The sequence below is a fragment of the Ruegeria sp. HKCCA4812 genome (assembly GCF_013034245.1).
Taxonomy (GTDB): domain Bacteria; phylum Pseudomonadota; class Alphaproteobacteria; order Rhodobacterales; family Rhodobacteraceae; genus Ruegeria.
This window is the reverse complement of record NZ_WQFQ01000011.1, coordinates 82,672-107,800: the sequence shown is the minus strand read 5'-3', so window position 1 is coordinate 107,800 and position 25,129 is coordinate 82,672. Positions and strand designations below refer to the sequence as shown.

20 protein-coding genes are annotated in these 25,129 nt (G+C 57.4%); 9 read left to right on the top strand and 11 right to left on the bottom strand.

Going from position 1 to position 25,129, the window contains the following annotated elements:
• Positions 1-41: 41 nt before the first annotated feature.
• The 4 genes from GOW04_RS20540 (at position 42) to GOW04_RS20525 (ending at position 4,423) form a co-directional block, all read left to right on the top strand.
• On the top strand, positions 42-1,205 hold the full coding sequence (locus GOW04_RS20540) for an FkbM family methyltransferase (protein WP_171233850.1): 1,164 nt from the start codon (positions 42-44) through the stop codon (positions 1,203-1,205).
• 90 nt (positions 1,206-1,295) lie between these two features.
• Positions 1,296-1,487: a hypothetical protein gene (locus GOW04_RS20535; protein WP_171120440.1), complete on the top strand. Its 192-nt coding sequence runs from the start codon at positions 1,296-1,298 to the stop codon at positions 1,485-1,487.
• A 70-nt stretch (positions 1,488-1,557) separates the two neighbouring features.
• Positions 1,558-2,745, top strand: a complete 1,188-nt coding sequence (locus tag GOW04_RS20530) for a glycosyltransferase family 4 protein (protein ID WP_171233849.1) — start codon at positions 1,558-1,560, stop codon at positions 2,743-2,745.
• 214 nt (positions 2,746-2,959) lie between these two features.
• Positions 2,960-4,423: a glycosyltransferase family 39 protein gene (locus GOW04_RS20525; protein ID WP_171233848.1), complete on the top strand. Its 1,464-nt coding sequence runs from the start codon at positions 2,960-2,962 to the stop codon at positions 4,421-4,423.
• A gap of 10 nt (positions 4,424-4,433) precedes the next feature.
• Here GOW04_RS20525 and GOW04_RS20520 read toward each other — a convergent pair whose 3' ends face one another.
• From GOW04_RS20520 to GOW04_RS20495, 6 genes are all read right to left on the bottom strand, one after another.
• The gene (locus GOW04_RS20520) at positions 4,434-5,432 is read right to left on the bottom strand and encodes a glycosyltransferase family 2 protein (RefSeq protein ID WP_171233847.1); all 999 of its coding nucleotides are present in this window, start codon (positions 5,430-5,432) and stop codon (positions 4,434-4,436) included.
• 52 nt (positions 5,433-5,484) lie between these two features.
• The gene (locus GOW04_RS20515; RefSeq protein WP_171233846.1) at positions 5,485-7,104 is read right to left on the bottom strand and encodes a glycosyltransferase family 39 protein; all 1,620 of its coding nucleotides are present in this window, start codon (positions 7,102-7,104) and stop codon (positions 5,485-5,487) included.
• A 244-nt stretch (positions 7,105-7,348) separates the two neighbouring features.
• Complete coding sequence (locus GOW04_RS20510) at positions 7,349-9,199, bottom strand: glucosyltransferase domain-containing protein (protein WP_171233845.1); 1,851 nt, start codon at positions 9,197-9,199, stop codon at positions 7,349-7,351.
• 48 nt (positions 9,200-9,247) lie between these two features.
• Positions 9,248-10,075 carry a class I SAM-dependent methyltransferase gene (locus GOW04_RS20505; RefSeq protein WP_216597978.1) on the bottom strand — a complete coding sequence of 276 codons (828 nt, stop codon included), beginning with the start codon at positions 10,073-10,075 and terminating at the stop codon, positions 9,248-9,250.
• Between the two features lie 175 nt (positions 10,076-10,250).
• Positions 10,251-10,964 carry a bifunctional 2-polyprenyl-6-hydroxyphenol methylase/3-demethylubiquinol 3-O-methyltransferase UbiG gene (locus GOW04_RS20500; protein ID WP_171233844.1) on the bottom strand — a complete coding sequence of 238 codons (714 nt, stop codon included), beginning with the start codon at positions 10,962-10,964 and terminating at the stop codon, positions 10,251-10,253.
• A 269-nt stretch (positions 10,965-11,233) separates the two neighbouring features.
• The gene (locus GOW04_RS20495) at positions 11,234-13,351 is read right to left on the bottom strand and encodes a right-handed parallel beta-helix repeat-containing protein (RefSeq protein ID WP_171233843.1); all 2,118 of its coding nucleotides are present in this window, start codon (positions 13,349-13,351) and stop codon (positions 11,234-11,236) included.
• 506 nt (positions 13,352-13,857) lie between these two features.
• Between GOW04_RS20495 and GOW04_RS20490 the strand changes: the two genes are divergently transcribed.
• The gene (locus tag GOW04_RS20490) at positions 13,858-15,087 is read left to right on the top strand and encodes a right-handed parallel beta-helix repeat-containing protein (RefSeq protein WP_171120462.1); all 1,230 of its coding nucleotides are present in this window, start codon (positions 13,858-13,860) and stop codon (positions 15,085-15,087) included.
• A 115-nt stretch (positions 15,088-15,202) separates the two neighbouring features.
• Positions 15,203-16,561, top strand: coding sequence for an O-antigen ligase (locus GOW04_RS20485; protein WP_171233842.1), 1,359 nt, complete (start codon positions 15,203-15,205; stop codon positions 16,559-16,561).
• Here the strand turns inward: GOW04_RS20485 and GOW04_RS20480 are convergent.
• From GOW04_RS20480 to GOW04_RS20465, 4 genes are read right to left on the bottom strand one after another with little or no spacing between them, the layout of a single operon-like run.
• Positions 16,558-17,238: a polysaccharide deacetylase family protein gene (locus tag GOW04_RS20480; RefSeq protein ID WP_171120466.1), complete on the bottom strand. Its 681-nt coding sequence runs from the start codon at positions 17,236-17,238 to the stop codon at positions 16,558-16,560. The two genes, GOW04_RS20485 and GOW04_RS20480, sit on opposite strands and share 4 nt — an antisense overlap.
• Complete coding sequence (locus GOW04_RS20475; protein ID WP_171233841.1) at positions 17,235-18,278, bottom strand: GNAT family N-acetyltransferase; 1,044 nt, start codon at positions 18,276-18,278, stop codon at positions 17,235-17,237. The genes GOW04_RS20480 and GOW04_RS20475 overlap by 4 nt, the downstream gene beginning before the upstream one ends.
• A gap of 7 nt (positions 18,279-18,285) precedes the next feature.
• A complete protein-coding gene (locus GOW04_RS22325; RefSeq protein WP_171233840.1) occupies positions 18,286-19,488 on the bottom strand; it encodes a GNAT family N-acetyltransferase in 1,203 nt (400 codons plus the stop codon).
• The gene (locus GOW04_RS20465) at positions 19,485-20,444 is read right to left on the bottom strand and encodes a glycosyltransferase family 2 protein (protein ID WP_171233839.1); all 960 of its coding nucleotides are present in this window, start codon (positions 20,442-20,444) and stop codon (positions 19,485-19,487) included. The genes GOW04_RS22325 and GOW04_RS20465 overlap by 4 nt, the downstream gene beginning before the upstream one ends.
• 234 nt (positions 20,445-20,678) lie before the next feature.
• On the opposite strand from GOW04_RS20465, the gene GOW04_RS20460 reads away from it, so the two are divergent.
• From GOW04_RS20460 to GOW04_RS20450, 3 genes are read left to right on the top strand one after another with little or no spacing between them, the layout of a single operon-like run.
• The gene (locus tag GOW04_RS20460) at positions 20,679-21,698 is read left to right on the top strand and encodes a GNAT family N-acetyltransferase (RefSeq protein WP_171233838.1); all 1,020 of its coding nucleotides are present in this window, start codon (positions 20,679-20,681) and stop codon (positions 21,696-21,698) included.
• Between the two features lie 51 nt (positions 21,699-21,749).
• On the top strand, positions 21,750-22,358 hold the full coding sequence (locus tag GOW04_RS20455; RefSeq protein ID WP_171233837.1) for a hypothetical protein: 609 nt from the start codon (positions 21,750-21,752) through the stop codon (positions 22,356-22,358).
• A gap of 14 nt (positions 22,359-22,372) precedes the next feature.
• Positions 22,373-23,536 (top strand): DegT/DnrJ/EryC1/StrS family aminotransferase, encoded by a 1,164-nt coding sequence (locus GOW04_RS20450; RefSeq protein WP_171233836.1) that lies wholly within the window; start codon positions 22,373-22,375, stop codon positions 23,534-23,536.
• 7 nt (positions 23,537-23,543) lie between these two features.
• Here GOW04_RS20450 and GOW04_RS20445 read toward each other — a convergent pair whose 3' ends face one another.
• Positions 23,544-25,091, bottom strand: coding sequence for an oligosaccharide flippase family protein (locus tag GOW04_RS20445; RefSeq protein ID WP_171120482.1), 1,548 nt, complete (start codon positions 25,089-25,091; stop codon positions 23,544-23,546).
• Between the last annotated feature and the right edge of the window lie 38 nt (positions 25,092-25,129).

Here is a 25,129-nt window from a genome sequence, read left to right as displayed (position 1 = left end):
CAAAACCGATGAACTGCAAAAAAGAACTGAAGGCACTGTGAATGCAATCTGAGCGCAACATTCTGGAACGCCTGCTGTTCCGACCCTCAAACGGACGTCCAATACGTGCTTTGCGGAGGGTACTGTTTCACACCAATGGGAAACCGCGTGGGGTGTTTCGAAACTGGATTCTTGAGAGCGACGGATCCCCGAAGCACCCGTTCCGGCAGTGGATGAACAGCCCGGATTATCTGATGTTGCCCTGGCCTGCGAGCCAACATCCCGGCGCGTCGCCTGAACCGGCAACAGTGGCCAGCAACGAGACATCCTCTCTTTCGGAAGGCACAGACATCTCTGCACCATTCGAGCCCTTCGTGCAGAGCTCGGATCTTGTCATATCCCGTGGCGCGGCGGGAGGGTATTGGATCACGCACCGCAGTGATGCCGTAATTGGCTGGTCTATGCGTCAGGAAGGCCGTTTCCAGGAACAGGCCATCGACAATGTGATTCAAATGCTCAGGGAAAACGGACATGATGTTGCAACATCATGTTTCGTGGATATCGGCGCGAATATCGGATCCCATTCGATGCATGCGGCGCGACGCGGCTTTGACCGGGTTATTGCCTTCGAACCTGATCCGCAAAATTTTCGCCTTTTGCGCGCGAACGCGCTGCTGCATGACGTAGAGCATAAAGTAACCTGCCATCAGATGGCTGTGTCGAACCGGAACGGAACGATGCAGATGGAACTTTCTCCGTCCAATTTCGGAGATCACCGTCTGCGCGTTTCCGACGACACAGCCGCAAACCTGCATGACGAAGGTGACTGGAACCTTCAGGATGTGCCGGTTCGTACCTTTGACAGCCTGGTACAAGACGGCCTGCTGCCCGAAAACGGGCCAGACCTGATCTGGGTCGACACGCAGGGGCATGAAGGTCACGTGCTGAGCTGTGCACAGAGCCTGACCAGAATGCGTTGTCCGGTTGTGCTGGAGTTTTGGCCCTATGGTCTTGAGCGTTCAGGTGGCTACAAAATGCTGCGGGACGCGCTCGCGTTACGCGACGACGTGCAGATCATCGACCTTGGTGCCTCCGGCCCGGGACGCTTGGCTCATCGTTCTCTTGAAGCGCTTGATCAGATGTATGACGATTTGCGGCAAAGTGAATCCAAATCCGGATCTCCACATACTGACCTTCTGCTCATGCCAATCCACTCAAGCTCCTGATTGATCTTGCTGCTGTTTTCAGCCCAGCGAATACGAGTTCATTGAGTGGCTCGTCTCGCAGGGCAGGGCACTTGAAGTGGTCTGGCTTATATGACGGCACCTAAACCCCCTGAAAGGCGGGAAATCCGGGCGCTGCTGCATTCATTCCCCTTTATCGACGTCCCCAATGCCGACGATACCTTTGACGTATTGCGCACCTGCCATATGATGGCTGTGTTTCAACATGGCTCGGCCTCGTACCATATCAGATCAACGGTGCTGAACCTGCAATCGATTTGGTAAAACCTTTCCGGGTGGCGGGTTTGTATGACGTCCGCATGTGCCCCGGACAAGGGGGTAAGGGGTTTCGTCCATGGCCTATGTTTCAGGGCAACCAGAGCAGGATCTGGATATTGCAACCGGACGTTCCACCCGGCCGCTACGCGTTCTGCAATTGGGGCCAGCATTCGAACGAGGTGGAATTCAGCGCCATATTCTCGACCTGACGAGTTACCTGCGGGATCGGGGACATCATGTCGAGTTGGGGGGATCGCCTGGTCCATGGGGCCAGGAAGGGCGCGATATCGGGTTTCATGCGTTGAACCTGAAACATGTATCGGAAGATGAGCGTCTCAGCATGACGAGACGGCTTGGAGCCGCCATGGGGTGCGCGCAAAAACTGCGAAAGATCGTAGCCCGCGGTCGTTTCGACCTTGTTCATTCCCACGAAACCGCCCCTGCACTTGTCGCCCGGCTGGCGCTTGCCGGTCAGCCGACCCGTCGCCTTTTCACCTTCCATGGTTCGACGCCCGAACGGTATGGCGGGGTGGCGCGCAGTGCTCAGTTCGCGGCGCATGTCACCGCCTGTCCCAGCCGTAAAACCCTTGATGAACTGATTGCGCGTGGTCTGCCACGGGCGCGCACCGCCCAGCTTGGGCTTGGTGTGCCGCCGCCACCGGATCAGGATCCCGCCTCAGTTCTGGCGCTGAGACAGGAGCTTTTGCGCGATGGGGAAGGCGTGCTGATTTTCAGCCCGGCCCGGTTGGATCCGCAAAAAGGTATCGACGTGATGATCGATGTTTTGGCCCGGCTGGTGAAGGTCCGGCGCGATATCGTGATCGCATTGGCTGGCCACGGTCCTCTGGCGGACGTGCTTTCGGACTGGATTGCTTCGGCCGGGGTGCGTGACAACATCCGGGTTCTGGGGCCGATCGATACCGTCCCCCTGCATATGGCCGCCGCGGATTTCATGCTGCTCACGTCCCGGTGGGAGGCTCTGCCGATTTCAATCGTCGAGGCCTTTCACGCCGGTTTGCCCGTGATAGCGACCGATTGCGGCGGTGTGAGTGAGCTTGTGTCGGACCGGGTTGGGCGGCTTTGCCCTGTCGGTGATGTCGAAGGGCTGGCGGCTGCCGTGCTGGAACTGGCAGGGGACGAGGGGCTGCGTAAAACCTTGGGGGCCAACGCCCGCGCATTGGCACGTGAGGACCGTTTCGACCCAACCCATGTGCATGAACGGATCGAACAGATTTATCGGCAGATGCTGGATGGGGTGGCCTGACAGAGCGCAGGAAGTGGAAACAATAAGGGGATGTTTTGTATATTATCGAGTATTTGGGCTGCTTTGAGGTGAAACCGCCTGCATCCGAGCCTTGTGTCAGTATGCGCCCCGGATACGGTGGGATGCGAAAGAAGGACCGGCACCTGCATGCGCCGTGTCCAGGCCGACGATTTTGCCGGGTGCCTGACCTGAACCGAGTGGACTGGAGAAGCCCATGAAACAGCCTTCCCCCGCGCTTGACCGCAACGATCTGGCAATACTCCTGTTCATTCTTCTTCTTGCCGCAGTCCTCAGAAGCGCCGGGCTGAACGCGCCCCTGTGGTATGACGAAATCCGGACCGTCGATACGCATGTCAGCCTTCCGTGGAATGAGATGATGCGCGAATATTCGATGAACCATCATTACTTTTTCAGCATGAAGGCAAAGCTGGTTTCCCAGATCTTCGGAGATCAGGCCTGGGCATACCGGTTTCCGGCCGTCCTGTTTGGCGTCGGTCTAGTCGGGGTAATCTGGTGGCTGGCAAAAGAGGTTGCAGACAGCACGATTGCGCATGTTTCTGCCTTGCTGGTGGCCCTGTCCTATCATCAGGTCTGGTTCTCTCAGAACGCGCGCGGATATACCGAGCTTGCATTCTGGAGCACGCTTGGCTTCATTTTCTTTCTGCGGGGGATGCGCCAGCCAGCGACCGGCACCTGGGTTGCATTCGGCTTTACCGCCGCGGCCGCTGTTTTCACCCATCTGACCGGTGCATTTTTCTTTGTTGCACTGGGTCTCATCTGGCTGCTTTCCCTTGTGACCGGGTTCGGCCGGGGCACTTTGACCCGCGAATGGGTGCTGCATCCGCTGGTGGGTGTTGCGGTTGCGCTGGTTCTGGTCCTGCTTGCGTATCTGCCGATCTTGCCAAGCATAGCGGGCACGGTGAGCGAGGTTTCGGCGACATCCGCCGTGGACCCCATGCAGGAATACCAGAACCCGCTCTGGACAATTGTCGAAGGTTTGCGGACCGCGGTTGGGGATACCGGCCCGCTGATGTTGTTCATCGCGATCGGTGGGCTGGCCGTCATCGTCTTCGGTGCCGTGGGGGCGCATGCGGCGCAGCCGTTGTTTTTCCCGTCCATCGCCATGCATATCGCCGTGACGCTGCTGCTTCTGCTGTCGCTTGAGATGCGGATCTGGCCGAGGTTCTTTTTCGTCGATATCGGGCTGATCATTATTCTGGCCGTTGTGGGGTGTCGATACGGTGCTGATGCGGTGGCACGGTGGGCTCAACAGCCCCGGTTTGGATCGCCGCTCTTTGCGTTGGGCGTTCTGGCGATGATCGTGGTGTCCGTGTTCTTGGTGCAGCGGAACTATTCTGCTCCGAAACAGGATCTGGCGGGGGCTTTTGCGCTTGTGGAAGAAACCCGCAGCCCGTCAGAACGGGTATATGCGATCAACCCGGGCGGCCCCCTTTTCGAAGACCACTTCGATGCCGACTGGGGAACCATCGGGGATGCGCAGGACTATTCCGAGGCCATGGCCCAACCTGGCCCTGTGACGCTGGTTGTTCTGTTCCCAGACCGGATGTTCCGTGCCATTCCTGATCTGCAACGTAATGCGGAAGGGCGGCTGGAACGCGTGCATGCGTTTGCCGGGACGCTGGGGGACGGGCAGGTTCTTGTCTACCGGCGCAGATGAGGCCGAGGGGTCAGGATGAATGACCGTCCAGGGGCTCAAACCCCAGGCTGCTTTCGACAATGTAAAGCGGGCGTTTCTGAGCCTCTGCATAAAGCCGCCCCAGATATTCCCCGATGACGCCCAGCACGACAAGTTGCAGGCCACCGATCAACAGCACTGCAACCATCAATGAGGCATAGCCGGGTACATCCACCCCGTAGACAAGGGTGCGTGAGATCAGGAAAACACCATAGATGATCGCGGCCAACGCAGTCAGCATGCCGACATAGCCCGCAATCCTGAGAGGTACGGTGCTGAACCCGGTAATACCGTCCAGCGCAAAGTTCCAAAGGCGCCAGTAGTTGAATTTGGTCTGCCCCGCCGCACGCTCGGGGCGGTCATACGCCACCTCGGTGTGCCGAAACCCGACCCAGGCAAAAAGGCCCTTCATAAAGCGGTTGTGCTCGCGCAGCTGCCCTACAGCCTGAACCACGCGCCGGTCCATAAGGCGGAAATCGCCGGTATTGGCGGGTATCGGCACCCCCGAAAGCCGGTTGATGACCTGATAGAACTTCCGCGCTGTCCAGCGTTTCATCGCGGTATCGCTGTCGCGGTGGCGCCGGACGGCATAGACGACATCGAACCCTTCGCGCCATTTTTCCAGAAATGTCTCGATCAGTTCGGGGGGATCCTGCAAATCCGCGTCTATCGGAACAACCGCTTCTCCTGCGGCGGCATCCAGCCCGGCCGTCAACGCGATTTCCTTGCCGAAATTACGTGAAAAGTTCAGCACCTTGATACGATCATCGCGCTCATGCGCGGCGGCCAGAATCCTGGCGGTCGCGTCTGTGCTGCCGTCGTTCACGCAGATGATCTCGTAGCTTTCCCCAAGCTGATCGAGGAATTGCCCCAAACGCTCGAACAGGGCCGGCAGAACCTCTTCTTCATTGAACATGGGCACGATGATGCTGAGCGTCGGAGCGCTTTGGTCCAAGGCTTTTTCCCGGGATGGAGTTGTGGGGGTACTCATGTTCAACGTCACCATGACGCGGGCCTTTTTCCGTTCATTTGGGCACAGGTGATCATGGTTTTCCCTCAGGCTCAAAAAGTTCCGCCCGGGCGCGCAACTTTTCAATTTCCAGTGTCTTATCATAGTCACTCAATGCCTCACGCCGTGCATCGGTGATGACAAAAGCTTCTTCATGGGGCCAGGTGATCAGCCAGACGCGGGATGTGGGGTTGGCTTGCAAAGATGCATCATATTCCGAGACGACGAAATTCGCGTCATTGATGTAATAGAACAGCGGTGTATCGACCCAATCCCGGTTCCTCAGAAAAACAAGATCGCCGGATTGCATTTCAGATAACACGGCTTGCGCAATGCCCTGATAATCGTTCGGCGCGCCGGGCTTTCGGCTGGCGTAGAGTATGCTGGCAGCAAAGACGAGCAGGCACAGCCCTGTCGTTACCAGCCTGAGGCGAATGTTCTGAAACAGCCAGACTGCCCCTGCTGCGCAGAGGATCAGCAGGTAAGGTACAAAAACCAGAAAAGCCTGCGGGGCAAGGACGGATACGAAATGAGATGCCGCAAAAAGGATCAACGGTGCGGCAACCGCCAGAAGCCACAAAAGCAGCGCCCGTTCCTGAGGGTGATGCAGGGTGTGCGATGGCAGACGGGGGACAAACTTGCCCCAGACCGCGCCCAGTACAGGGATGAGCAATGCCAGAAACGGCAAGATGGACATTGCCATCAAGGCTTCGTTCCGGCGATGTGCGATTGAGGCGAGCCAGAATATGAAACCGGCTGAGCAGACAGCCAGCAGGCCCGGAATCCAGACGGAAATCCGAGGGGTCGTGGCGAAAATCGGTGCTTCCCGCTTCGGGGCTTTCAGGCTGGCCGTCAGCAGCAGCAGGGCAAAGGCCAGCAGCAACCAGACCCAGACCTGCCCGATCTGTAACTGCGGAATTGTGAATTCGTCTTTGGCGAACAGAAATCCGAAAGAGAAGTATTCGATCAGAAAGTCCGGGGATGGATCAAGCGCTGCGCCCTTGCGCGCGCGATAGACTGCATGCACCAGCGCAGGGGCGGCAAGGATGAAGGCAAGGGATTGTATCTGAAACAGCCGGGCCCCCTGCCACAGGCCGATCCTATGTGAAGAGCGGGTCGATACCAGCTCGGGCCGGGGCAGAACCAATGCCGTCCACAGCAGATGGATCATGATCAGGGGCCAGAAAAACTCGACTGTCAGCACTCCGCCCACAACTGAGGCGATATAAGCACACTCAAGCCAGGGCCGTGGTCTGGGTGTTCTCACCAGGCAGAGCAAAAGCCAGGTCGCCAGCAGGGAGAGGAAGGCACCGGCGACATACATACGTGCCATTTGGCTCCAGAAGATGTGGAAGCCATGAAGCGACAGCAGCAATGCGGCCAGGCAGCCGATGGACGATCCGAATATGCTGCGTGCAATCAGAAAAATCAGCGGGATCGACCCCATGGCAAACAGGATGCCCGGAAACCGCAACGCGAAATGCGAAGTCCCGAATGTCTTGGTCCAGCCCAGCATGGCCGTATACCACCCCACGGGGTGCGGTTCGTCGTGAAAATGCCACCAGAGAGTTTCGGCAAGATCATGGCGGGGCGGTGGCTCGGAAATACCCGGGACCAGCTCGATACCAGGGACATAGATTTCCGGATGAGACATGCTGCGTTGCTCAATCCCCCAGAGCCGCAGCAGGACAACACATGCAAGAGCAACACCAAGGGCGCACAGGACAGCATATGTGCGATATTCACGCCTGATTGGAAAAACGCTTTTCTCATCTGATGATGCCATTGCAAAATAGCCACTCTGAAACACAATTACTCGGAACGGTAATCCGGGAATGATACTACAGGATGTGGCTCAGGTCACTCTGGCGCGCCGTGTGGCCTGGCGCGGGCACGCCTTATTCTGCGCTGTCGAATGGATATCGTGCCGCGCCGAGCGTCAGCTTTTCGGACCAGGTGACTGCACCATCCCCGCCAACCATCGACACGTCGATCACATCGGGCACCTCACCATTCCAGCCTGCGGTATAGAAGCACCCGCCATGTATGGTGTGGCCACGGCTCTGAACGTCGTAAAAAGCGCTGCGGATGGTTGGCGTCGCGGTGTGTATTACGTCAATTCTGTCCCCCCGAACGGGGGGCGCACAGATTTCCGAGAACCGCAGAACCGCTGTTTGTGTGACGCAGACACGGCCGATTTCGGGCCTGTCACTGTCGGCGCACATGAGGCTGCCGGAAAAGCCGGGGCTTTGCGACAGGCAGACATAGGCGGCACCTTGATACAAATAGACGGAATTCTCGGCCGGGAAGGCCTCGCAGGCCAGCGGTCCTTCATACAGCCCGCCCTCGGCGTACCAATCTAGGTCGAACATGTCCTTGAAGATGCCCGGGCGGGAGTTGCCAGCGTGAAATACGGTCCAGCCAATCATGTCCCCCCAAGCCAGATCGGGGTAATCTGTATGGCCGACGATGCGGAATGGCGCGCCGTCATATCCTTCCAGTTCCACGAGCCGTATCATGATTTTCTCGGCAAGCGCCTCATCACGGTCTCCCATTTCGGACTGATCGCTCCAGACGAAAGGCGCCATGAAGGCGTATGTGAGCGCAACGATCAGGGGCAGGCCCAGAATGACCGGTGCCGTGAACCCTCTTGCCCGTATTTCGGCATCAACAGCCAGATAGAACACCGCAGCCAGCAAGCCGACATATGCGACGGCCCGAGACGGCAGCCATGGTCCGTCATAGGCGAACCAGATCAGAAGAGGTAACAGGAGAATCCCGATCATGCCCACCAGGATACGCAGGGCGTTCATCCAGTTGCGCGGAGGGCGCGCAAGGACATAAATGCTCAACCCGACGCTCAGCAAAACCCCTATTCCGATATAGGCAGAGTTCAGAGTCTTGACCGCAAAGGGTATTCTCTGAAGCGATCCCCGCCAGATCTGGCCAAGCAATCTCACGCTGTTTTCAAGCTTGTCCTGCAACTCGTGCGCCGAGGCCAGGGCGACACGGTTGGTTGTGGGGACATGGTCATGCAGCTGGGCAGCCAGATGGGCCTGCGCAACATAGGCCAGAAGGCCAAGACATGATCCAATTGCCGACAGCAGGATGAATGTGCCCACATCTGTGGTCTTGTATCGGTCGGTTCGGATCATCGAGACAAACAGGATCACGGCGCCAAACGGGACAAAAGGCTGATAGAGTGCTGCACAAAGCGCGATGCATTGCGCACCGATCAAAAGCCAGATCACCCGAGAGCCAAACGCATGAAGGATGCCGCGTTCAAAACATTTGAAACCGGCAACGGAAAGCAGCAACGCCAGCGGGAACGCAAAAACGTGGCTCGAAAAGGTAAGGGCGTTGATCATGTAGATGTGATGAACGCCAAGCGTGAAAATCAAAAAGGTCGCGAAGGGCCGGGTGTCACGATTGCTGGACTGCCGCGCCAGAACCCATGACAGCAGAAGAAAGGCGCCTGCCGCCAGACCAGTCTGCAAAACGGGCAGAAAACGTTCCTGAAGAACATGGACATACAGCACCTCCATCGCCCAGCGACCTTCCTCGGTCGTCCAGTTGAGAGGGAGCCCGCCTTCGGGCGCGCCGTGGACCTGACGCCAGTCATCCGGGTTTCTGCCATCCCTGATCAGGCCCGGTGCGGTTGTGAGTGCATAAATGAACAGGCTGGCGGAAATCGCATGCGGCCAGCGGAACCTGGTCGAGAGGATATGTGCGGGTCGTGCAATGCTCATGCTATACATGTCCCACAAGAAACGTGCACACAGCTGTCTCTGACCCGGTCAAAAATACTCTTTCAACCTGCGGGCGCGCTTCATGTTGGATGGCAGCGACACGATGTTTCGTACCAGCCTGGCTGCGGCACGCATCCCCGGAATGGCCTTGAGCGCCGAGAGCCCTTTGGATGTTTTCAGAAGAGCTTCGTAGGTCTGATTGTCCGCATGCCTGAAGTCTTTGGCATGCAGGTCCTCGCCAGCGTTTTCTGTGGGCGCCGATGCGACCGAGGTCGCCTTGCGGTTCACGTCAAAGACGACAAAAGACTCAAAGAAGCTAATCCCCCAGGCACGCTTTTCCGAGGTGTCAGGCGTCAGCCGCGAGAACCGATGGTTGATACGGTCCACCATGTTCATGGCATATTTGATGAAGGAACGGTGCCTGAGGCCGAACCCTTCCATGTAAGAGGTATGCGTGTCTTCGACCACAAGCATCCCGCCATCCTTGATGTGTGGCAACAGGCATTCCGTCGTAATGATCTGTTGTTCATAGGTGTGGCCGCCATCATCCAGAACGATGTCGATGTCACCGACTTCCCTTACGATTTTTTCAAGGAAATCCGGGTCGCTCTGGCTGCCGATGAAAATCTCGAACCCTTCCTGTTCCCAGCGCTTTGCATCGGGGTTCAGTTCAACGCCGATGATGCGGGCCTGAGGGCCAAAGAACTCCCGCCACATGAAAAGAGATCCACCACCCAGAACGCCGATCTCAACAAACGTGATATCCTTTCCGATGTAAGGAGAAAAAAGTTTGTCATACACATCGAAGTAAGTGGAATGCTTACTGCTTTTGTATGGGCTGTTCATATAGGCCTGATAACTTTTCGACTCTAACATCTCTACGTCCTCGGATCTCAACTTGTCATGCGCTCCACCTGTCGAAGCGGGTATTCATAAACTGGGGCGTCAATTCCATTACTTCGTCTGTTTGGCTGTTTTGTGGCTCCGCTCTTTCCACAGCCTCCGGTCTTGCTGGTTTCCTGTCAAACGCCGTGGGCCCGGTCTGGGGCACTTACTTGCGCGTTATGATGATGGCATAGGAAGAATAAACCGCCCATTCGTGCCGGGCGCACAGGCGCGCCAGCCCGTTATCCAGCTGCCGCAGGCCGAAAATCTTATCATAGTAATGGTGCCCGTAATATTCGTGTACTTCGATGCTCGAAAACCCGACATCCGCCAGCGCCTTTCGCATGTACGGTGTCGAGCCGCGACACAGTGAGTAATAGGCGGGGAATTTGCCGGTATTCTGGCCATCAAAGCGCCGGGGCTGCAACAGTTGAACCGCCTTGCGTGTCAGTTGTTCGGGAAACAGCCAGTTGATCAGGAACGGCGAGGCGAAAATGGTCGGCACCAAGTGAACAGCAACGCCACCATCCGCCAGAAGGTGATGCATGTTTTTGTGGAACTGCTTGCCGTCGGGCATATGCTCGCCACAAAACTTGGACATGATCAGATCGAACCTCTGACCCACATGGCTGACATCGCCGCAGGCGTTGATCTGAAGGGTGTCGAACTCATCGGAAACATGGGAAAGTTCTTCGGCACTTATGTCACTGATCGTGAAGGATGTGACATGATCGGGCAGTGTCTTGTCGCCGGTCGATCGGCTGGTCGTGCCACCGATTTCCATGATCCGGGCCGGTTTTTCATCTGTTATGATGTTCCAGACCGTATCCAGATAATCCTGTCTGCAATCCGTGTGCCAGCGTATTTCTGACTGTACCATTTACTCTCCCAAAAAACCCGTAACCTTGCGCGGCATTTGAAACGGGGCCAATCGCGATAAAAAGACTTTTTGCAATACGCCTATTAAGGCAGTGACATGGCTGTTTGACCAATCTTTAGATGAATGCTGGCAGCATTCAAAGAACGTATGCACCCAAGTTTACATGACTGGCAATGCCAGGGGGCGGAATAGATATGGGCGGGTCCGAATTTTCGGTACCCGCCCATGCAGCGGTAATCAATAGGCTGTATTTTCAGCGATCTTTGCCGTTACGCGAACAAATCAGAATACGGCTCGACAAACGGGGCTTCTTCGCCGATCGCAAAGGTGTCAACGCTGTCACCAACGTACCAGTCTCTTTCCTGTCCGCCGGCGAAATCGAAATCCGTATTGGTTTCGTCTAGGACAACGGCACCATCGACCATAATCTGAAGGCGGTCGGTGTCCTGATCAACCATCAGGGTGACCTGATGTGTTTCACCGTCGTTCAGGTCGACATCCTTGATCTTGAAGCCTTTACGGAACCCGTCATCATTGTTGTCGACTTTTGCGACCAGATGCCCTTTCTTATTCAGCTTCAGGCCGAAATTCGAGTGGTTCCATACAAGCCGTTCAGCACCCGTTTCACCTTCGTCACGGGTTATGTCGACCGAGAAGCTAACCTGCGACGCGTCAGAAATTCCGTCCAGGGTTCCGATGTTCCCCCGGCTATTCTGATTGGATATGTCGATCATCGACAACTCGCTTTGCCAGCCGCCACCATGGGCAGGTTCAGAGCCGGTGTCAGGCTGCTCGGCGCTTGTATCGCCTTCGGCCTGCGTCTCATCGGCCGGAACATGGGTTTTACCAACGTAAGAAACCTCGTCCAGGCGTCCGATAGTCTCCGGGCTGTCCTGATGGGTTATGTCGATCATCAGTTCGCCCTGCGGGTCGGCACCAAGAACAGGCTCGGACTCGGCGTCGGGCTGCTCGGACCCGGTATCGGTCTGCTCGGACCCAGTGTCGGGCTGCTCGGACCCAGTGTCGGGCTGCTCGGACCCGGTATCGGGTTGCTCGGACCCAGTGTCGGGCTGCTCGGACCCGGTATCGGGTTGCTCGGACCCGGTATCGGGTTGCTCGGACCCGGTGTCAGGCTGCCCGGACCCGGTATCGGGTTGCCCGGACCCGCTGTCCGGTGGTGTGGGGTTGGTGTTGGGTTGTGATCCCCCGGGGGTAACCTGCTGCGGGGGGGTGGATCCCGTGGCACCGTGCGAGACGGCAGAGCCGGCGTTCAGTGTGTCAGCCAGGCTGCCCGGGACGACGACATATTGGTTGTAGCCATTCCCCTGTGCCGTTGCCTGATAGGTGAAGTTCTGATCGTACTCACTGGGCTGAATCAGGGCGTTGTTGGCTACATTCCAGTCAGCCTGCCCGTTATACCCCACGATCTGAGACGTAATGTTCTGATCGATGGTGACGTTTTTGGAACCGGCGGAAACGTTGATCGCCGGGATCTCGATCCCGCCTGTCAGCGTCTTTTCGTCTACGTGCAGGACCGAATTTTTGGTGATCGTCAGCCCATCCACACCATAAAGAGAGATCCCGTGGAAGTGACCGTTGTAGATCGTGTTCCCTTCGATCAACACGTTGTGGTGGATCACGCTGGGATCGTCGATGTTCTTGCCGTCACCGCCAGCCCAGATGGTCTGAGTGAAATCCCCGTTGGCCATGTCAAAGAGGTTGTTACGGATGGTGATGTTGTCGCTGCCGCTGCCATAGGCGCGCTGAATCTGGATCATGTCACGGTGATCGCCCGAGCCAGCCGCGCCGCCGAAATCGTGCAGGTGGTTGTTCTCAACCAGGATGTTGTCGACATTGTCAAAAACCAGACCATCGGAGCGGATCGTGTGGATGTCGTTGCCGGTGACATTGATCCCGTCGGAATTCACCGCAATGACAGCCTTCCACCATTGTGAGAATTCGGTGTTGTTGATGTTGATATTGGTCGAGCCGGCGATGTTCAGACCTGTGCCATAGCCGGTACCGTCCGCGGATGTTCCGGTGCCGCTGGCAACATCGCCGTCGAAGATCGAGTTGTTGAACGTAATGTTCTGGCTGTCGTAGACGCCGAACTTGCTTTGAAAGTGGTGGTCGCCGCCACTGAAGCTGTAGTCAAACTTGATGCTGTCGAACGTGATGTTCGACGATTGCTTGAGGTGCACAGCCGAGAAGCTGGCTTTCGCATTCGGATCCGCGGACTGGATCGTCACGTTCGATGCGAAATTGGTATTGTGGAGGTTCAGGGACCCGTAGTCACCTGCAGTAAGGAGGATCGTCTCACCACCGCTGGCCTGTGACAAAGCCTGGTTCAGCTCTGCGGCGGAAGTTACAATGATAGTCGTCGACATCTTTCACCTGTGTTTCCAAATGCGCTTATCCCAAAGCGCTGAAGATCCCGCTCACCCAAGGGGTATGGAACAGTCGCACAAGGGCGACAGATTGGCCGGAATATGGCTATGTTTGGAAACTGTTGCCTGTATGAGGACAATTTTGCCCTTTTGCAGTCATTTCCGAGTGAACTCGATACTCGATACCGGGAATTGTTCCACTTCCCTTAGCGGTTGCCTAGGGTTTGGCGAATTGATTCCTCCAGGGCAACAATGGCCACAAAATAGCCATCATTCAGGCGTGTCCTTGCGTATGGGCGATAGGCATCGGCAATGAATTGCCCGGTGCCGTAAGGGAAACCTGGGCGTTGCAAGGGCCATTCGGACGTGCCATGGCGCCAGACGGGCAAGCAGGCGCGATAGACAGTGGAACCCGCCTTGCCTACACTTTCCTGCAAGTGTGGTTATCAGAAAGGTGCGTTATGGCCGGGTCCCGGATTCTCGTCTTGGCAGGGGCGCTACTGCTCATGTTGGGTTTTGATGTGGCGGCCCAGACCCCCTGTCAGGGGCGAGACGTGCGAACGCACCTTCCCGCAACTCAGACCAAGGGGCAGCCGGTCGCAAATGCCGCCGATCTTGGCGCAGCCCTGCAAAATGCCCAGGGCGGGGAAATCTTTCTTCTGGCGCCGGGGAATTATGGAACCCTTAGGATGAACACAGCATACCGGTCACCCGTGGTGATCCGGTCCGCCGATCCTGCCGCGCCGGCCTGTTTTACCCGTCTGGTTCTGGAAGGAGCCAGGAATGTGCATCTGGATGGTGTCTATTTCGATTACACCTACAATGGGGGCGATCCGCATTTCATTGCCTATTTCGTCATCCTGAACAGTACGGACATTGTGATATCGAATTCCGTGTTCGACGGTGGGACTGCAAGGGGAACAGGGTCCGAGGCGGACGGGTACAGTATCGGGATCGGCCTGAAAATCGAGCGGGGCGGGAACCTGACCCTTTCAGGCAACGAGTTTCGCAGATGGTGGACAGCAGTTCTGTCCGTGCAATCGCGGCAGTTTGTCTTTACGGGCAACAACATTCACACGATCCGGTCCGATGGGGTTGATGTGGATGCCGCAGATGGCCTGACAATCGAACGCAACAGGTTTCACGATTTTGGCGGTGCGGCTGGATCCCAGGATCACCGCGACATGATCCAGATTATGCGGGTATCGCCCCGGGGGTCTTCGGACATAGTTATCCGTGACAATATATTCGACATGGCCGGTGGTGATTTCACCCAGACCATCTGGGCTGGCGGAGACGGCAAGGACCTCGGCAACCCAGTCATGCGACACCGCAATGTGCTGGTTGAAAACAACATGATCTACAATGGTCATATTCACGGCATTTCGATCCATGGCTCGGACAATATCTCGATCAGAAAGAACTCGGTGATCCATGTGCCCGGCGGTCATTCGGTTCCGGTCATCAACATTTCTCCGGATTCGACCTCGGTGGTCATTGAGCAGAATGCGGTGGCCAATATCATCGGGCACGAGAACCAGCGCGATTGGGTTGTGCTCAACAATGCGTTGATTCAGGATCAGACCCCCTCTCAGGGTGGGCATTATGACAGCCAGTTCATCTATTACGCGCAAGGCAGGAAAGACGGATACAACGAATACGGCGTGCGCCCCGGCAGCCAGATTGATCGCCTGAATGCGGGGTCCAGCTTGTCGCAATCCTACCCCTCGCGATGAGGACATTGCGGGCAATGTTGTGGAAAAGTGATTGGCTTCGAGCGCACGGCCAGAATACTGACAATATGTTAGTGCAATCTGTAATGTGTTATCCGTTTAAAGGCAGGAATTTTAGATGACAGCCGTTTTGTCAGCGAAAGCCAGCGCCCCGGCGACCAAGCCGATCGTTCTCGCCTTGCTCATTTTCTCCTTTGCGATGCCATTTTATTTCCACCTGGGGGGGCTCAAGCTCAGCGGGTATCGGGTAATCCTGCTGTTGTTCATGTTTCCTGCGATTATCGGATGGCTGAGCGGCAAGGCTGGAAAGATCAGGCCGATTGATATTTTGGTGATTGTATTCAGCTTCTGGTCGGCTCTGTCCTTTTCAGTCAATCATGGTTTGGCATCGATGTGGCAGTTCATCGGAATGTTCATGATCGAAACTCTGGTGCCTTATTTCATTGCCCGCACCTATATCCGCAATCTGGAATCGTTTCGGTATTTTGTGAAATGCCTGTTCCTGCTCATCCTTATTCTTCTGCCTTTTGCTCTGTTCGAATCCTTTACGGGCAAGACCCCGCTGTTGAACCTGTTCGGCAAGGTTTTAAGCGTCTATCAGAAGTGGATTTTCGAACCTCGGCTTGGATTGCTGCGGGCGCAGACAACGATGCCGCATCCTATCCTGTTCGGCGTGTTCTGTGCGCCGGCCTTCGCGCTGACCTGGTATGTGCTGGGATGGCACAAGTCGTTCTTCAAGAAGGTTGGCCTGACCTCGGTAGTAGGGGGGGCGGTGTTCTTTTCCCTTTCATCGGGTGCGTTTCTGAATGTCGTCATTCAGTTGGCGCTGATGGGATGGAATTGGGTCTTTCAGTTCCTCAGGAAAAAATGGAAAGTTCTGCTGAGCATATTTTGCGTCCTGTATTTCATTGCCGAAATCGGTTCGAACCGGAGTATGTTCCAGATCTTTGCTACTCATTTCACGCTGACACCTGGCACGGCATGGGCGCGAATCCACACATTCAACTTTGCGTCTGACGATATTTTACGGAACCCGATATTCGGGATCGGCCTGCATGACTGGACCCGCCCCCACTGGATGGTGCTGCTGAGCAGCGTCGACAATTTCTGGCTCGTGGTCACGTTGCGGCACGGCTTTCCGGCCTTGTTTCTGCTGGTGGGGGCCGTCATCGTCACGTTCTTTCAACTGGGCAGCAGAAATTTGACCGGGGCAACGGCAGATGCGCGCCTTGGATACCTGATTTCGCTGCTGGGCCTTTGCGTGTCGGCCGTCACCGTCCACCTTTGGGATGCCACGTTCTGTTTTTTGATGTTTCTGCTGGGGGCAGGGGTTTGGTTTTTGGATGCAGATGACGGGTCCGGTCAGGATGGGGACCAGGCCCAGGCCGAGGAAGGAGGGCGAAAGATGCGGTATACCCGGTTTCCCAAGGCCCTGCCCGGAGAACTGTCTATCGGGCGCGTCGCACGCACCCGCTAGCCGGTCGTCGTCCAGCGCCGTCTGGCCATTCCCAATGCGCGCCGAAGGCGGCGTAAGGGCGCGACCCTGCCAGACAGGACCGCTTGTATCTGGTGATCAGTCATATCCTCGCGCAAGGATGTTCGGGGGCGCAGGAAAGCGTTCTTTTGCCAGGTTCCGCCATCGCTTGACCAGGCGGCCGTGTATCCGGCCATGCGCAGGGCGCGCAGTACACGAGCATCATACCGTCCAAAGGGTATGCCTGCCTCGGTTACCGGGAGTGCGCATATCATTTCCAACTGCGCGCGGGATTCGCTGAGTTCTCGGACCAGAGCAGCGTCATCCAGTGTCGGCCAGGCAAGATGGTCAATCCCATGGCTGCCGATTGTCATATCCGCATCCTGCAAGCGATGCAGATGGTCTGCATTCAGTGATCCGGCCTGTCCGATCCGCCCGGTCAGGACAAAGAACCGTGCCCGAAGCCCCCGGGCCGACAGCGCTGGCAGGGCGATGTCATGATCCGAAAGATTGCTGTCATCGAAGGTGATGGTGAACCGGTTCGGATCAGGGTCTGCGGCGATCCGGTCCAGAACCCGTTCGAATTGCTCAACCGAAAGCCAATAGGGGGCCTCGCCCGGTTCCAGAGGACGTTTTGGTGTTCCGATGCCGTGAAAGTTGATACCGATGGGCTTTGTCATGAGCGCAGTTTCTTCAGGCGGGCGTGAATGGTTTCGGCGATGCTGATCAGGGCAGAGCTTGCGCCGGCAGGGCGGAACTCGTACGGGCCCGCTGCGCGCAGCTCTGTGCCGCCCGTGCGCAGCTTGTAACGTGTGACGGAAGGGTTGGCTTCAGGATCTATCCCGCCCAGGTCGAAATACTTCAGGCCCAGGTCGCGACAGCGCAGCATGGAATGCCACATCAGATAATGCCCGGCATTCAGGCGCCGCCCGGTGTCCAGAGTGGCCCCGAACAGATAGACGGCATTGGACCCAGCCCGTCCCAGCGTCATCGCGGCAATGTCGGCCCCGTCTTTGCGGGCAAACAGAACCTCATGGGCAAAATCCGACCCCTGAAGGGCATAGTAGAATTCTGGCGGGATATCCGGCCGAAAGCCTTTGGCTGCCTGAACCTCGGTATACATTGGATGAAACCGGTCGGCTGCCTGTGCAATCGGCACGATATCCAGATCAAGGCCGGCTTTCAGCGCATTGCGCAGGGGGTTGCGCCATTTTCCGTGCAGAGCACGCATCAGTGTGTCTTCGTCCTGGGTACAATCCACGACCACGGTTCGATAGGTCGGGGATCGATCGGTGGGCAAAAACGCTTCGCTACGGGCCAGCTGATCCAACAATGCAACATCATGCCAGGGTGTGGCCGGAAACCGCAGGCGCAGGATATGCCCGCTCTCCTGAGCATACGTACGCAGTGCGGCCAGCACGGCACGCAGTGTTGCAGCGTCGGGATCAGGCCGATCGACATGCTGCACCAGTGGTCCGGCGGCAAGCCATGCAATGCCACGCCGCAGGCCGGGAACATGTTTGATGCGCAGACATGCGGCAGCAACAGGCTGCCCGTCCGGGGTGGTGAGCATCAGGAACTGTACGTCTGCCCCGATCCGGCGGGCCGCCGCGCGGGCATAGGTCAGGCTGTGTTCAAGAGTCAGGTCGCGGAATGACGCGCTGAGGGCGGGCCACTTTTCTTCAGGCAGAACCCGTGCAGAGAACTGATATGCGATCATATCCGCCTCATATTCTTGTTTTGATCCAGCTGGACCACAGCGATTTGTTTTTCAACGGGATCACGGCCCTCAGCCGGGGTGCAACCCGCCCGAACCAGAGCCTGTAATAGACCAGGTGCAACACACGCGCCCAACCAAGGCAGAGTTTCAGCAAGACAGGGGATATTCCTGAACGCCTTGAGACGATCAGGCGATGAGTGGGCACCGATTCACCGCCATAGACCAGCTTGTAACCATATGCGCCAACCCCGGCTTCGATCCGCGTCACGCCTGCGGCGATCAGCTGTTCGATCATCTGAACCAGACCGATTTTCCCAAGGCTGAGGCGTTCCAGTTCCGGGTCGGTCGATCTGGCGGGCAACCGCCAATGGCAGGTCTGCCCCTTGACCAGGCAGAATTGGGTGGCAAGGGGGCCGTCCTGGCCCTGCTGTTCGACAAACCAGGTTTCCTGCCCCTGCTGGGTGGAGTCTGCCAGATCGCAGTAGAAGGCGGCGCTTCCAGGCCAATCCACGAAATGGCCTCCTTTTCCAACCTCCTGCCATTGCCGGTTGTGGAAGTCGACGAAATCCCCGAATTGATGCGCATCAGGATGGACCATCCGTGTTGTCAGGCCGTGGTCATTCTGTAGGTGTTTCAGATCCCGCCGATACTGACCCCGCCGTTTCTTGGACAGGTTGGCAAGATAGCCCTCAAACGTATCGGGCAGTTCAAAAACCGTATGGGTGCCAGCCGGCGTGTCGATCAGCGCCAGCCCCGGTGCCACCCCATTGCGGACGGCTGCCAGCATGGTGCCGTGTTCCGAGGCGGGGGTGAAGCTGACCAGATGCGCCCGGCCATCGTCGAGAAGGCCGTTCAGGGCCTCGGCGCAGCTGTTCTTTAGCGCGGTTTCCGTGGCGGCCAGTTGGAAAATCACCGTGTTGGGATCGGTTGCGGCCAATTTGGCGATACGGATCCTCACAGGCCCCAGCCAAACCGGATAGATCATGAACGGCAGCAAAGCGACCAGCTGCCCCTGGGCGTCATATGCCACAAGGGTCCGGAGCGTTTTACCGCGCCCGAAATGAGCCCACCAGGTCAGGACCCAGACCGGAGCGGCATAGATGTCCGCGCCGGTCTGTCGGGCCAGTGCGGCCCACGCATCGGTCATGTGTTCAAGGCCCTTGACCCCATCAACCCATTTGAATGTCAGCCGGACGTCTGTGTCGGTCACTCTGTCGGCTCCTGGCTGGTCAGGTGATAGCGCAGCGAGGCCCGGGCCAGACGCCGCCGCGCGGCAGCTTCTTCCCGCTGATTTGCGACCGACATGACAAAGCGCAATACGGATGACCCCACAAATACCATCCGGCCGCGGAACAGACCCCAAAGGCCATAATGTTTGCGCAGATAGATCATCTTGCTTTTCTGCATCTGTACGTACATCCGCGAGCGGATCTGGGCGGTGCTTTTGCCGCCTCCCTCAAGGTGCAGGATGCGCGCTGTGGGGGTGAACACGCATTTCCAGCCTACATCGCGGATGCGACGGCACCAGTCGGCCTCTTCCGAGTAGACGAAGAATGCCTCGTCCAGAAGGCCCACGGCCTCGAAGACACGACGGGGCACAAGCATGAACATGCCCGAGACGACGTCGACCTCGCGTTGCGAACGCCGATCCCAGTCTCCGTACTCGGCGCGGGCCAGAAGCGGATTGCGCCGAGACAGGCGGTGCAGCCCAAACTCGATCAGCGCCAGGTTTCCCGGACCCGGGTCGGCAAAACAGGTGCGCTGAATGGTGGTTTCATCTTCCAGGACCTGACATCCAGCGCAGCCGACATCCGGGTGCTGATCCAGCCAGTCCAGCATGGTATCGATCGCACCATCCAGAATGATGGTATCGGGATTGAGCAACAGCAGATTGTCACCCCGTGCGATTTCCAGACCCTGATTGTTGGCGGCGGCAAATCCCCGGTTCGCGTCATTGGCGATCAAGCGAACATCAGGGAATTCGTCACGGACAAGATCGACGGATCCGTCGCTTGATGCATTGTCGACGACGATGACCTCATGCGGCTTCCGGGTCTGCCGGGAAATGGATATCAGGCAGTCCCGAAGAATGTCCCGGGTATTCCAGTTCACGATGACAATGGAAACAGCGCATTCGCTCTGCGTGCCGTGTGACGGTGAAGTCATGAAACCCTGTTCTCGTTACTCACTTACATTTTCAAATTGTTTAGCCATTGTTCTGATCTATGAATACACTCAACGTCATTAAGCGACGGCTGTTGTTAAATAGTAGCTGTGAAATTCAGAGCGAATAAACCGGTATATTGAGGTATTAGTTTGGCTGTGCAGGAACTTGAAGGGCAAGATAGTGTTGCGATTGAATGCACTGAAACCCTGACCGCAGACCGGAATGCCGAATGGATGACGTTTCTGAATGCGGCCCGGCATCAGCATCCGCGGCAATCTCCGTTGTTTACGAATTCGGAACAAAGGTTGAATCGCAAGGTGATTTATGCCTCGGCGCGCCGGGATGGGGCGCTTGTGGGTGTCGCTCTGATCTCGCTTGAACCGCACCCGTATCTGCCCGGCGCCTGGGCCCGGGCCCACTGCCTGAGCGGCCCGGTTTGCGACGATGCCGCCGACATGGTGACGTTTCTGGACGGCCTGTGCCGACAGCCGGGGTTTTCAAGGGTCGGCAGCCTGACTGTCACCCCGTTCTGGACCGAAGAAGAGGCCGACACACTGGATGCCGCGCTGTCTTGTGCGGGTTGGCGCGTGGCTGAAGAAGATCAGTTTCGTGAAACCGGATGGGTCGACATATCGGTCACGAGCGAAGAGATCATGGCGGCGTTTTCCAAAAGCGCCCGTCGCGAGGTCAGACGCGCCGAACGGCAGGGCGTGACGTTCCGAAGCGCGCAGACCCCGGAAGAGTTCCGCATTTTTCTCGAGAGCATGAACCGGTTGCGCGTTTCGCGCAGGCTGCCCGAGCTGAGCTTTCCCGCCTATGAGGCGATGTTTGAAGATGTATTGCGGCCCGATGAGATTGGCACCGTGATCATGGCCTGGCAGCAAGAGGCCTTTCTTGCCGGGCTTTTGGTGTATCGCAGCAGGGACATTGTGCACGGCCGGCATTTCACCACCGAGCCGGATCATCTGCGGGCGGCGGGCAATCTGCGTATCGCCCCGGCCTTGTGGTTGGAGGCCATGAGATGGGCCAAGGGCAAGGGCTGTAGCACCTTGGATGTCGAGGGCTATCACGTACCGGTTTCGGGCGAGAAGAAGTTCAACATTCACAAGTACAAGTCAGAGTTCAATCCGCGTGTCGTGCAGCGGATTTCAGCACGTGAAAAGGTGTTGAACCGGTCTGTGTACCTGACGGGAAATGCGCGTGATCTGATCCGGGGGCAGTTGAAAAAGCTCAAGAGGGCAGCGGCGGGTTAGGTCCCTGAACGATTGGTAAGGCGAAGTATGAATCTGGCCAAGAAAGGCAAATTGCAACTGATCCGGGGGGCCGCGCGACGTGGGCCGGTTGTTCTTGTCCGGCAGCTTTGGCTGGCCCTGATGGACAGCTTTGTGCGCAAACGCCATCTGGTATTCCGGCTTGGTGCGACCAGTTGCGCTGCCCACTCACAAGCCGGGCAGGACGTGCAACAGGTGCGGGAAATTCGATCACGCGAAGACCTTACCAGTGACGAACTGGCCAGCCTGACGGACCCTGAGGCGGCGCATGACTGGGGAATGCTGGAATGGCTGGACGCCGGGTGGCAGCTTTGGGTGCTGACGGAAGAGGGGCGCATCCAGGCGGTGGCCTGGGTTAGGGATGCCGCGCATAGCCGCGATTTCTTTGTGCCCCTCACCGACACAGAAGAGCTGTTCTGGCATGTTTATGTCCTGCCAGAATACCGCGGCAGAAATTTGCAGGGCCGGCTTTGGGACACGATTGTTGCCAACAAAATATCCGCGGGAATCGACGGGTTTTATACCAATTGCCGGGATTACAATTTACCTTCCAGGCTCAATATCCTGAAAACGGGGTTTTCACCGGTTGGGCACTGCAATGAATACCGCCTGACACATCATCGGACTTGGCGGCAGTACTGAAATGCGGGGGTGGCATGAGCAGCGACACACATGAGACCGCGCTTTATTGCGGCGACCCGCCCATGCAGTTTGCCAATCTGTTTCGCCGGGACCCGGCAGGCGGATATACGGCCCTGTTTCGGAAACGCCCGGTTTTCTGGAGTTTCAATACCCGCGTGGCGATCCGGGCGGCCTGTGATCTTTTGGCCTTGCAGCCCGGGGACGAGGTTTTGGTGCCAGCCTATAATTGCGGCTCAGAGGTTGATCCGCTGATCGACGCGGGTCTTTCGGTCCGGCTGTATCCTGTCTCGGACAATTTACTGGCTGATCCGGATCGCATTGCACCGCTTATCACGGAGCGCACGCGGGCGATTTACGTGACGCATTACTTCGGCGTGATCCAACCCTCACTGACCGGGCTGCGGGCGCTGTGTGACCGGCACGGGTTGCGGTTGATCGAAGATTGCGCGCTGAGCCTGCTGAGTGGTCAGACCCCCGCCGAAGGCCGGGTGGGTGACGTTTCGGTCTTCTGTTTTTACAAGTTTGTTCCGGTTTTGGGCGGCGGCGCCTTGGTGATCAACGCGCCGGATCTGCATGCTGAGCATCCGTTTACACGCCCGCCCCCCCGCAAGATGGTCACCAAGATGCTGCTGCGGGCCGGGCTGGGCAATGTACTTGGTACAGCGCGCCTGAAAGGGCTGGTGCAGGCGTTGCGGGGCGGCGAACAAATCCCCGTGGACATGTGCCCTGAGAGAGAACTGGAAGATATTCCAAGCCATTACTACTTTGATCCGGCTCTGCGCAGCACCCGTATGAGCGCGTTTGCGGCCCGCCCCTTGCGGGCGTTTTCCGTATCCGAGGCCATCGCAACGCGCCGGGCAAACTGGGAAAGGTACCGTGAACTTCTGACTGATGTCGCGGGTGTGCGCATGCTTGTGCCCGAGCTGACGGTCGACACCTGCCCGCTGAACATGCCGGTGTTGGTGGAGGAGCGCGACCGTGTCGTGCAGGCTTTGCAACACGGCGGGATCGGGGCAACACCTTGGTGGGCGGGATTCAACCGTAATCTCGACTGGACCGGACAGGCCGAAGCGATGGCGCTTAAGAATGACGCCGTGTCACTGCCGCTGCACCAGTATCTTTCCGAGGCGCATGTCGATTACATCGTCTCGGAACTGAAGCGGGCATTGCAGGGGTGAGTGTGACTCAGGACACCCTGGCGACAATCCTGTTGCGCAGTTTCGATGCGAGTTCGAGCGTCAGGCTTTCAAACCCCTTTGGGCGCCCTGACAGCTGCCAAAGCAACAGGTGGGTCGCGATATAGGTGAACACGCCGACGATGACCTTGACGGCAAAGCGGATGCGCAGCAGGGGCAGGTCTTCGGCTGAATCGTAAGCCCAGCCGATTGCGTCGCCACTGCCATAGGCGCTGCTGACGATGAGAACCGCGGTGACCATTGCGATGGCCGCGGCGAAGGTGCGCCAGGCCATGAGAATGGGTGTAAGAAGCCCTCCGGTTCCAAAATCCTTGGCCATGACCAGCGCCAGGCCAATCGCGAACAGGCTGGCTGCGCCGGATCCGAGGATCGCGCCCACAAATCCATAGTTGGATCCCAGCAGCACCAGTATGGTTGTTACGACCAGCAGGATACTGTTGCGCAGGAACAGCCGTTTCGTGTCGCCCTGCACATAGCTTGCCGAACGGACATTGGCCTGTAGCGTTTCAATAGCCTTGAGCGGGGCGAGCACCCAGATGACCTGAGAGGCTGCCAGCCATTCATATCCGGCCACTACGACGATCAGGTGATTTGCAACCAGCGCCATTCCGACACTGACGGGAATGATGATGCCCAGCAGAATGGCATTGGCCTGTTCAAAGGCTTCGCGGTCGTTGCCCTGAGTTCTGGAGATGCTGGCGAGCCCGGGATAGATCACCCGCTCAAGTGGCCCGATGACCTGGCTGGTGAACAGTGACACAAGGCGAAAGCCGATTCTGAAAATACCCGCATCCGCCAGCCCCAACGTGGCTCCGATAATGATTTGCGGCATGTTGGTCGTCAGGAATTGCGTGATCTGTGCGCCCAGTGACCATGATGATACGTCGATACAGTCATGCCAGCATCTGAGCGTCAGCCGGGGCCGCATCGGCGCGACGGAAAAGGACCAGATGACGCGTGCGACCTGGGTCAGGAAATTGGCTGCCACAATGGCCCAGAAATCGCGCCAGAACCAGGCAAGGCATACTGCGAACAACGTATATGTGATGCGGCTGATGGCTTCTTCACCAGCCACGAATCCAAACCTGAGATCCCTTTCCAGCAAGGGAAACCGTGTGCTTTTGAGTGAACTGACGATGGCGATCAGACATAAGGCGGGTATCAGCTCGGTCAGGGCAGGCAAGCCCAGAAACCCCATCAGGGGTGCACTGATCCAGATCAGACCAGCGGCGGAAGTACCCAGCAGCAGCTGCATCGTGAAAACTGTATTGAGGTGCGCTTCGGTTACCTCGGGTTGCCGGATCAGGGTCATGGAAATCGCCCGCTGCGCGATTTCAAGCAAGGCCACTGCGATGACGAAATAGGCGATTACACCGAAATCCGTCGGGGTCAGCAGGCGGGCAGTGACGATAAGTGTCAGCAGGCCAAGAATCTGGCTGAAAACACCCGACGCAAACAGTGCTGCGGCCCCGACGACAAGGGGTGAGCCGCGCGGGACTGCGGCACCGGTCGGTTCGGATTTAGGCGAAGGCTTCAACAGCTTTGTCTTTCCACATTCAAAACAAACAACAGAAT

What these genes read in the sequence shown, in the direction of transcription:
- GOW04_RS20540 (WP_171233850.1), top strand. Translation starts at nt 42, where the DNA reads ATGCAATCTGAGCGCAACATTCTGGAACGCCTGCTGTTCCGACCCTCA.
- GOW04_RS20535 (WP_171120440.1), top strand. Translation starts at nt 1,296, where the DNA reads ATGACGGCACCTAAACCCCCTGAAAGGCGGGAAATCCGGGCGCTGCTG.
- GOW04_RS20530 (WP_171233849.1), top strand. Translation starts at nt 1,558, where the DNA reads ATGGCCTATGTTTCAGGGCAACCAGAGCAGGATCTGGATATTGCAACC.
- GOW04_RS20525 (WP_171233848.1), top strand. Translation starts at nt 2,960, where the DNA reads ATGAAACAGCCTTCCCCCGCGCTTGACCGCAACGATCTGGCAATACTC.
- GOW04_RS20520 (WP_171233847.1), bottom strand. Translation starts at nt 5,432, where the DNA reads ATGAGTACCCCCACAACTCCATCCCGGGAAAAAGCCTTGGACCAAAGC.
- GOW04_RS20515 (WP_171233846.1), bottom strand. Translation starts at nt 7,104, where the DNA reads ATGTCTCATCCGGAAATCTATGTCCCTGGTATCGAGCTGGTCCCGGGT.
- GOW04_RS20510 (WP_171233845.1), bottom strand. Translation starts at nt 9,199, where the DNA reads ATGAGCATTGCACGACCCGCACATATCCTCTCGACCAGGTTCCGCTGG.
- GOW04_RS20505 (WP_216597978.1), bottom strand. Translation starts at nt 10,075, where the DNA reads ATGTTAGAGTCGAAAAGTTATCAGGCCTATATGAACAGCCCATACAAA.
- GOW04_RS20500 (WP_171233844.1), bottom strand. Translation starts at nt 10,964, where the DNA reads ATGGTACAGTCAGAAATACGCTGGCACACGGATTGCAGACAGGATTAT.
- GOW04_RS20495 (WP_171233843.1), bottom strand. Translation starts at nt 13,351, where the DNA reads ATGTCGACGACTATCATTGTAACTTCCGCCGCAGAGCTGAACCAGGCT.
- GOW04_RS20490 (WP_171120462.1), top strand. Translation starts at nt 13,858, where the DNA reads ATGTTGGGTTTTGATGTGGCGGCCCAGACCCCCTGTCAGGGGCGAGAC.
- GOW04_RS20485 (WP_171233842.1), top strand. Translation starts at nt 15,203, where the DNA reads ATGACAGCCGTTTTGTCAGCGAAAGCCAGCGCCCCGGCGACCAAGCCG.
- GOW04_RS20480 (WP_171120466.1), bottom strand. Translation starts at nt 17,238, where the DNA reads ATGACAAAGCCCATCGGTATCAACTTTCACGGCATCGGAACACCAAAA.
- GOW04_RS20475 (WP_171233841.1), bottom strand. Translation starts at nt 18,278, where the DNA reads ATGATCGCATATCAGTTCTCTGCACGGGTTCTGCCTGAAGAAAAGTGG.
- GOW04_RS20465 (WP_171233839.1), bottom strand. Translation starts at nt 20,444, where the DNA reads ATGACTTCACCGTCACACGGCACGCAGAGCGAATGCGCTGTTTCCATT.
- GOW04_RS20460 (WP_171233838.1), top strand. Translation starts at nt 20,679, where the DNA reads ATGACGTTTCTGAATGCGGCCCGGCATCAGCATCCGCGGCAATCTCCG.
- GOW04_RS20450 (WP_171233836.1), top strand. Translation starts at nt 22,373, where the DNA reads ATGAGCAGCGACACACATGAGACCGCGCTTTATTGCGGCGACCCGCCC.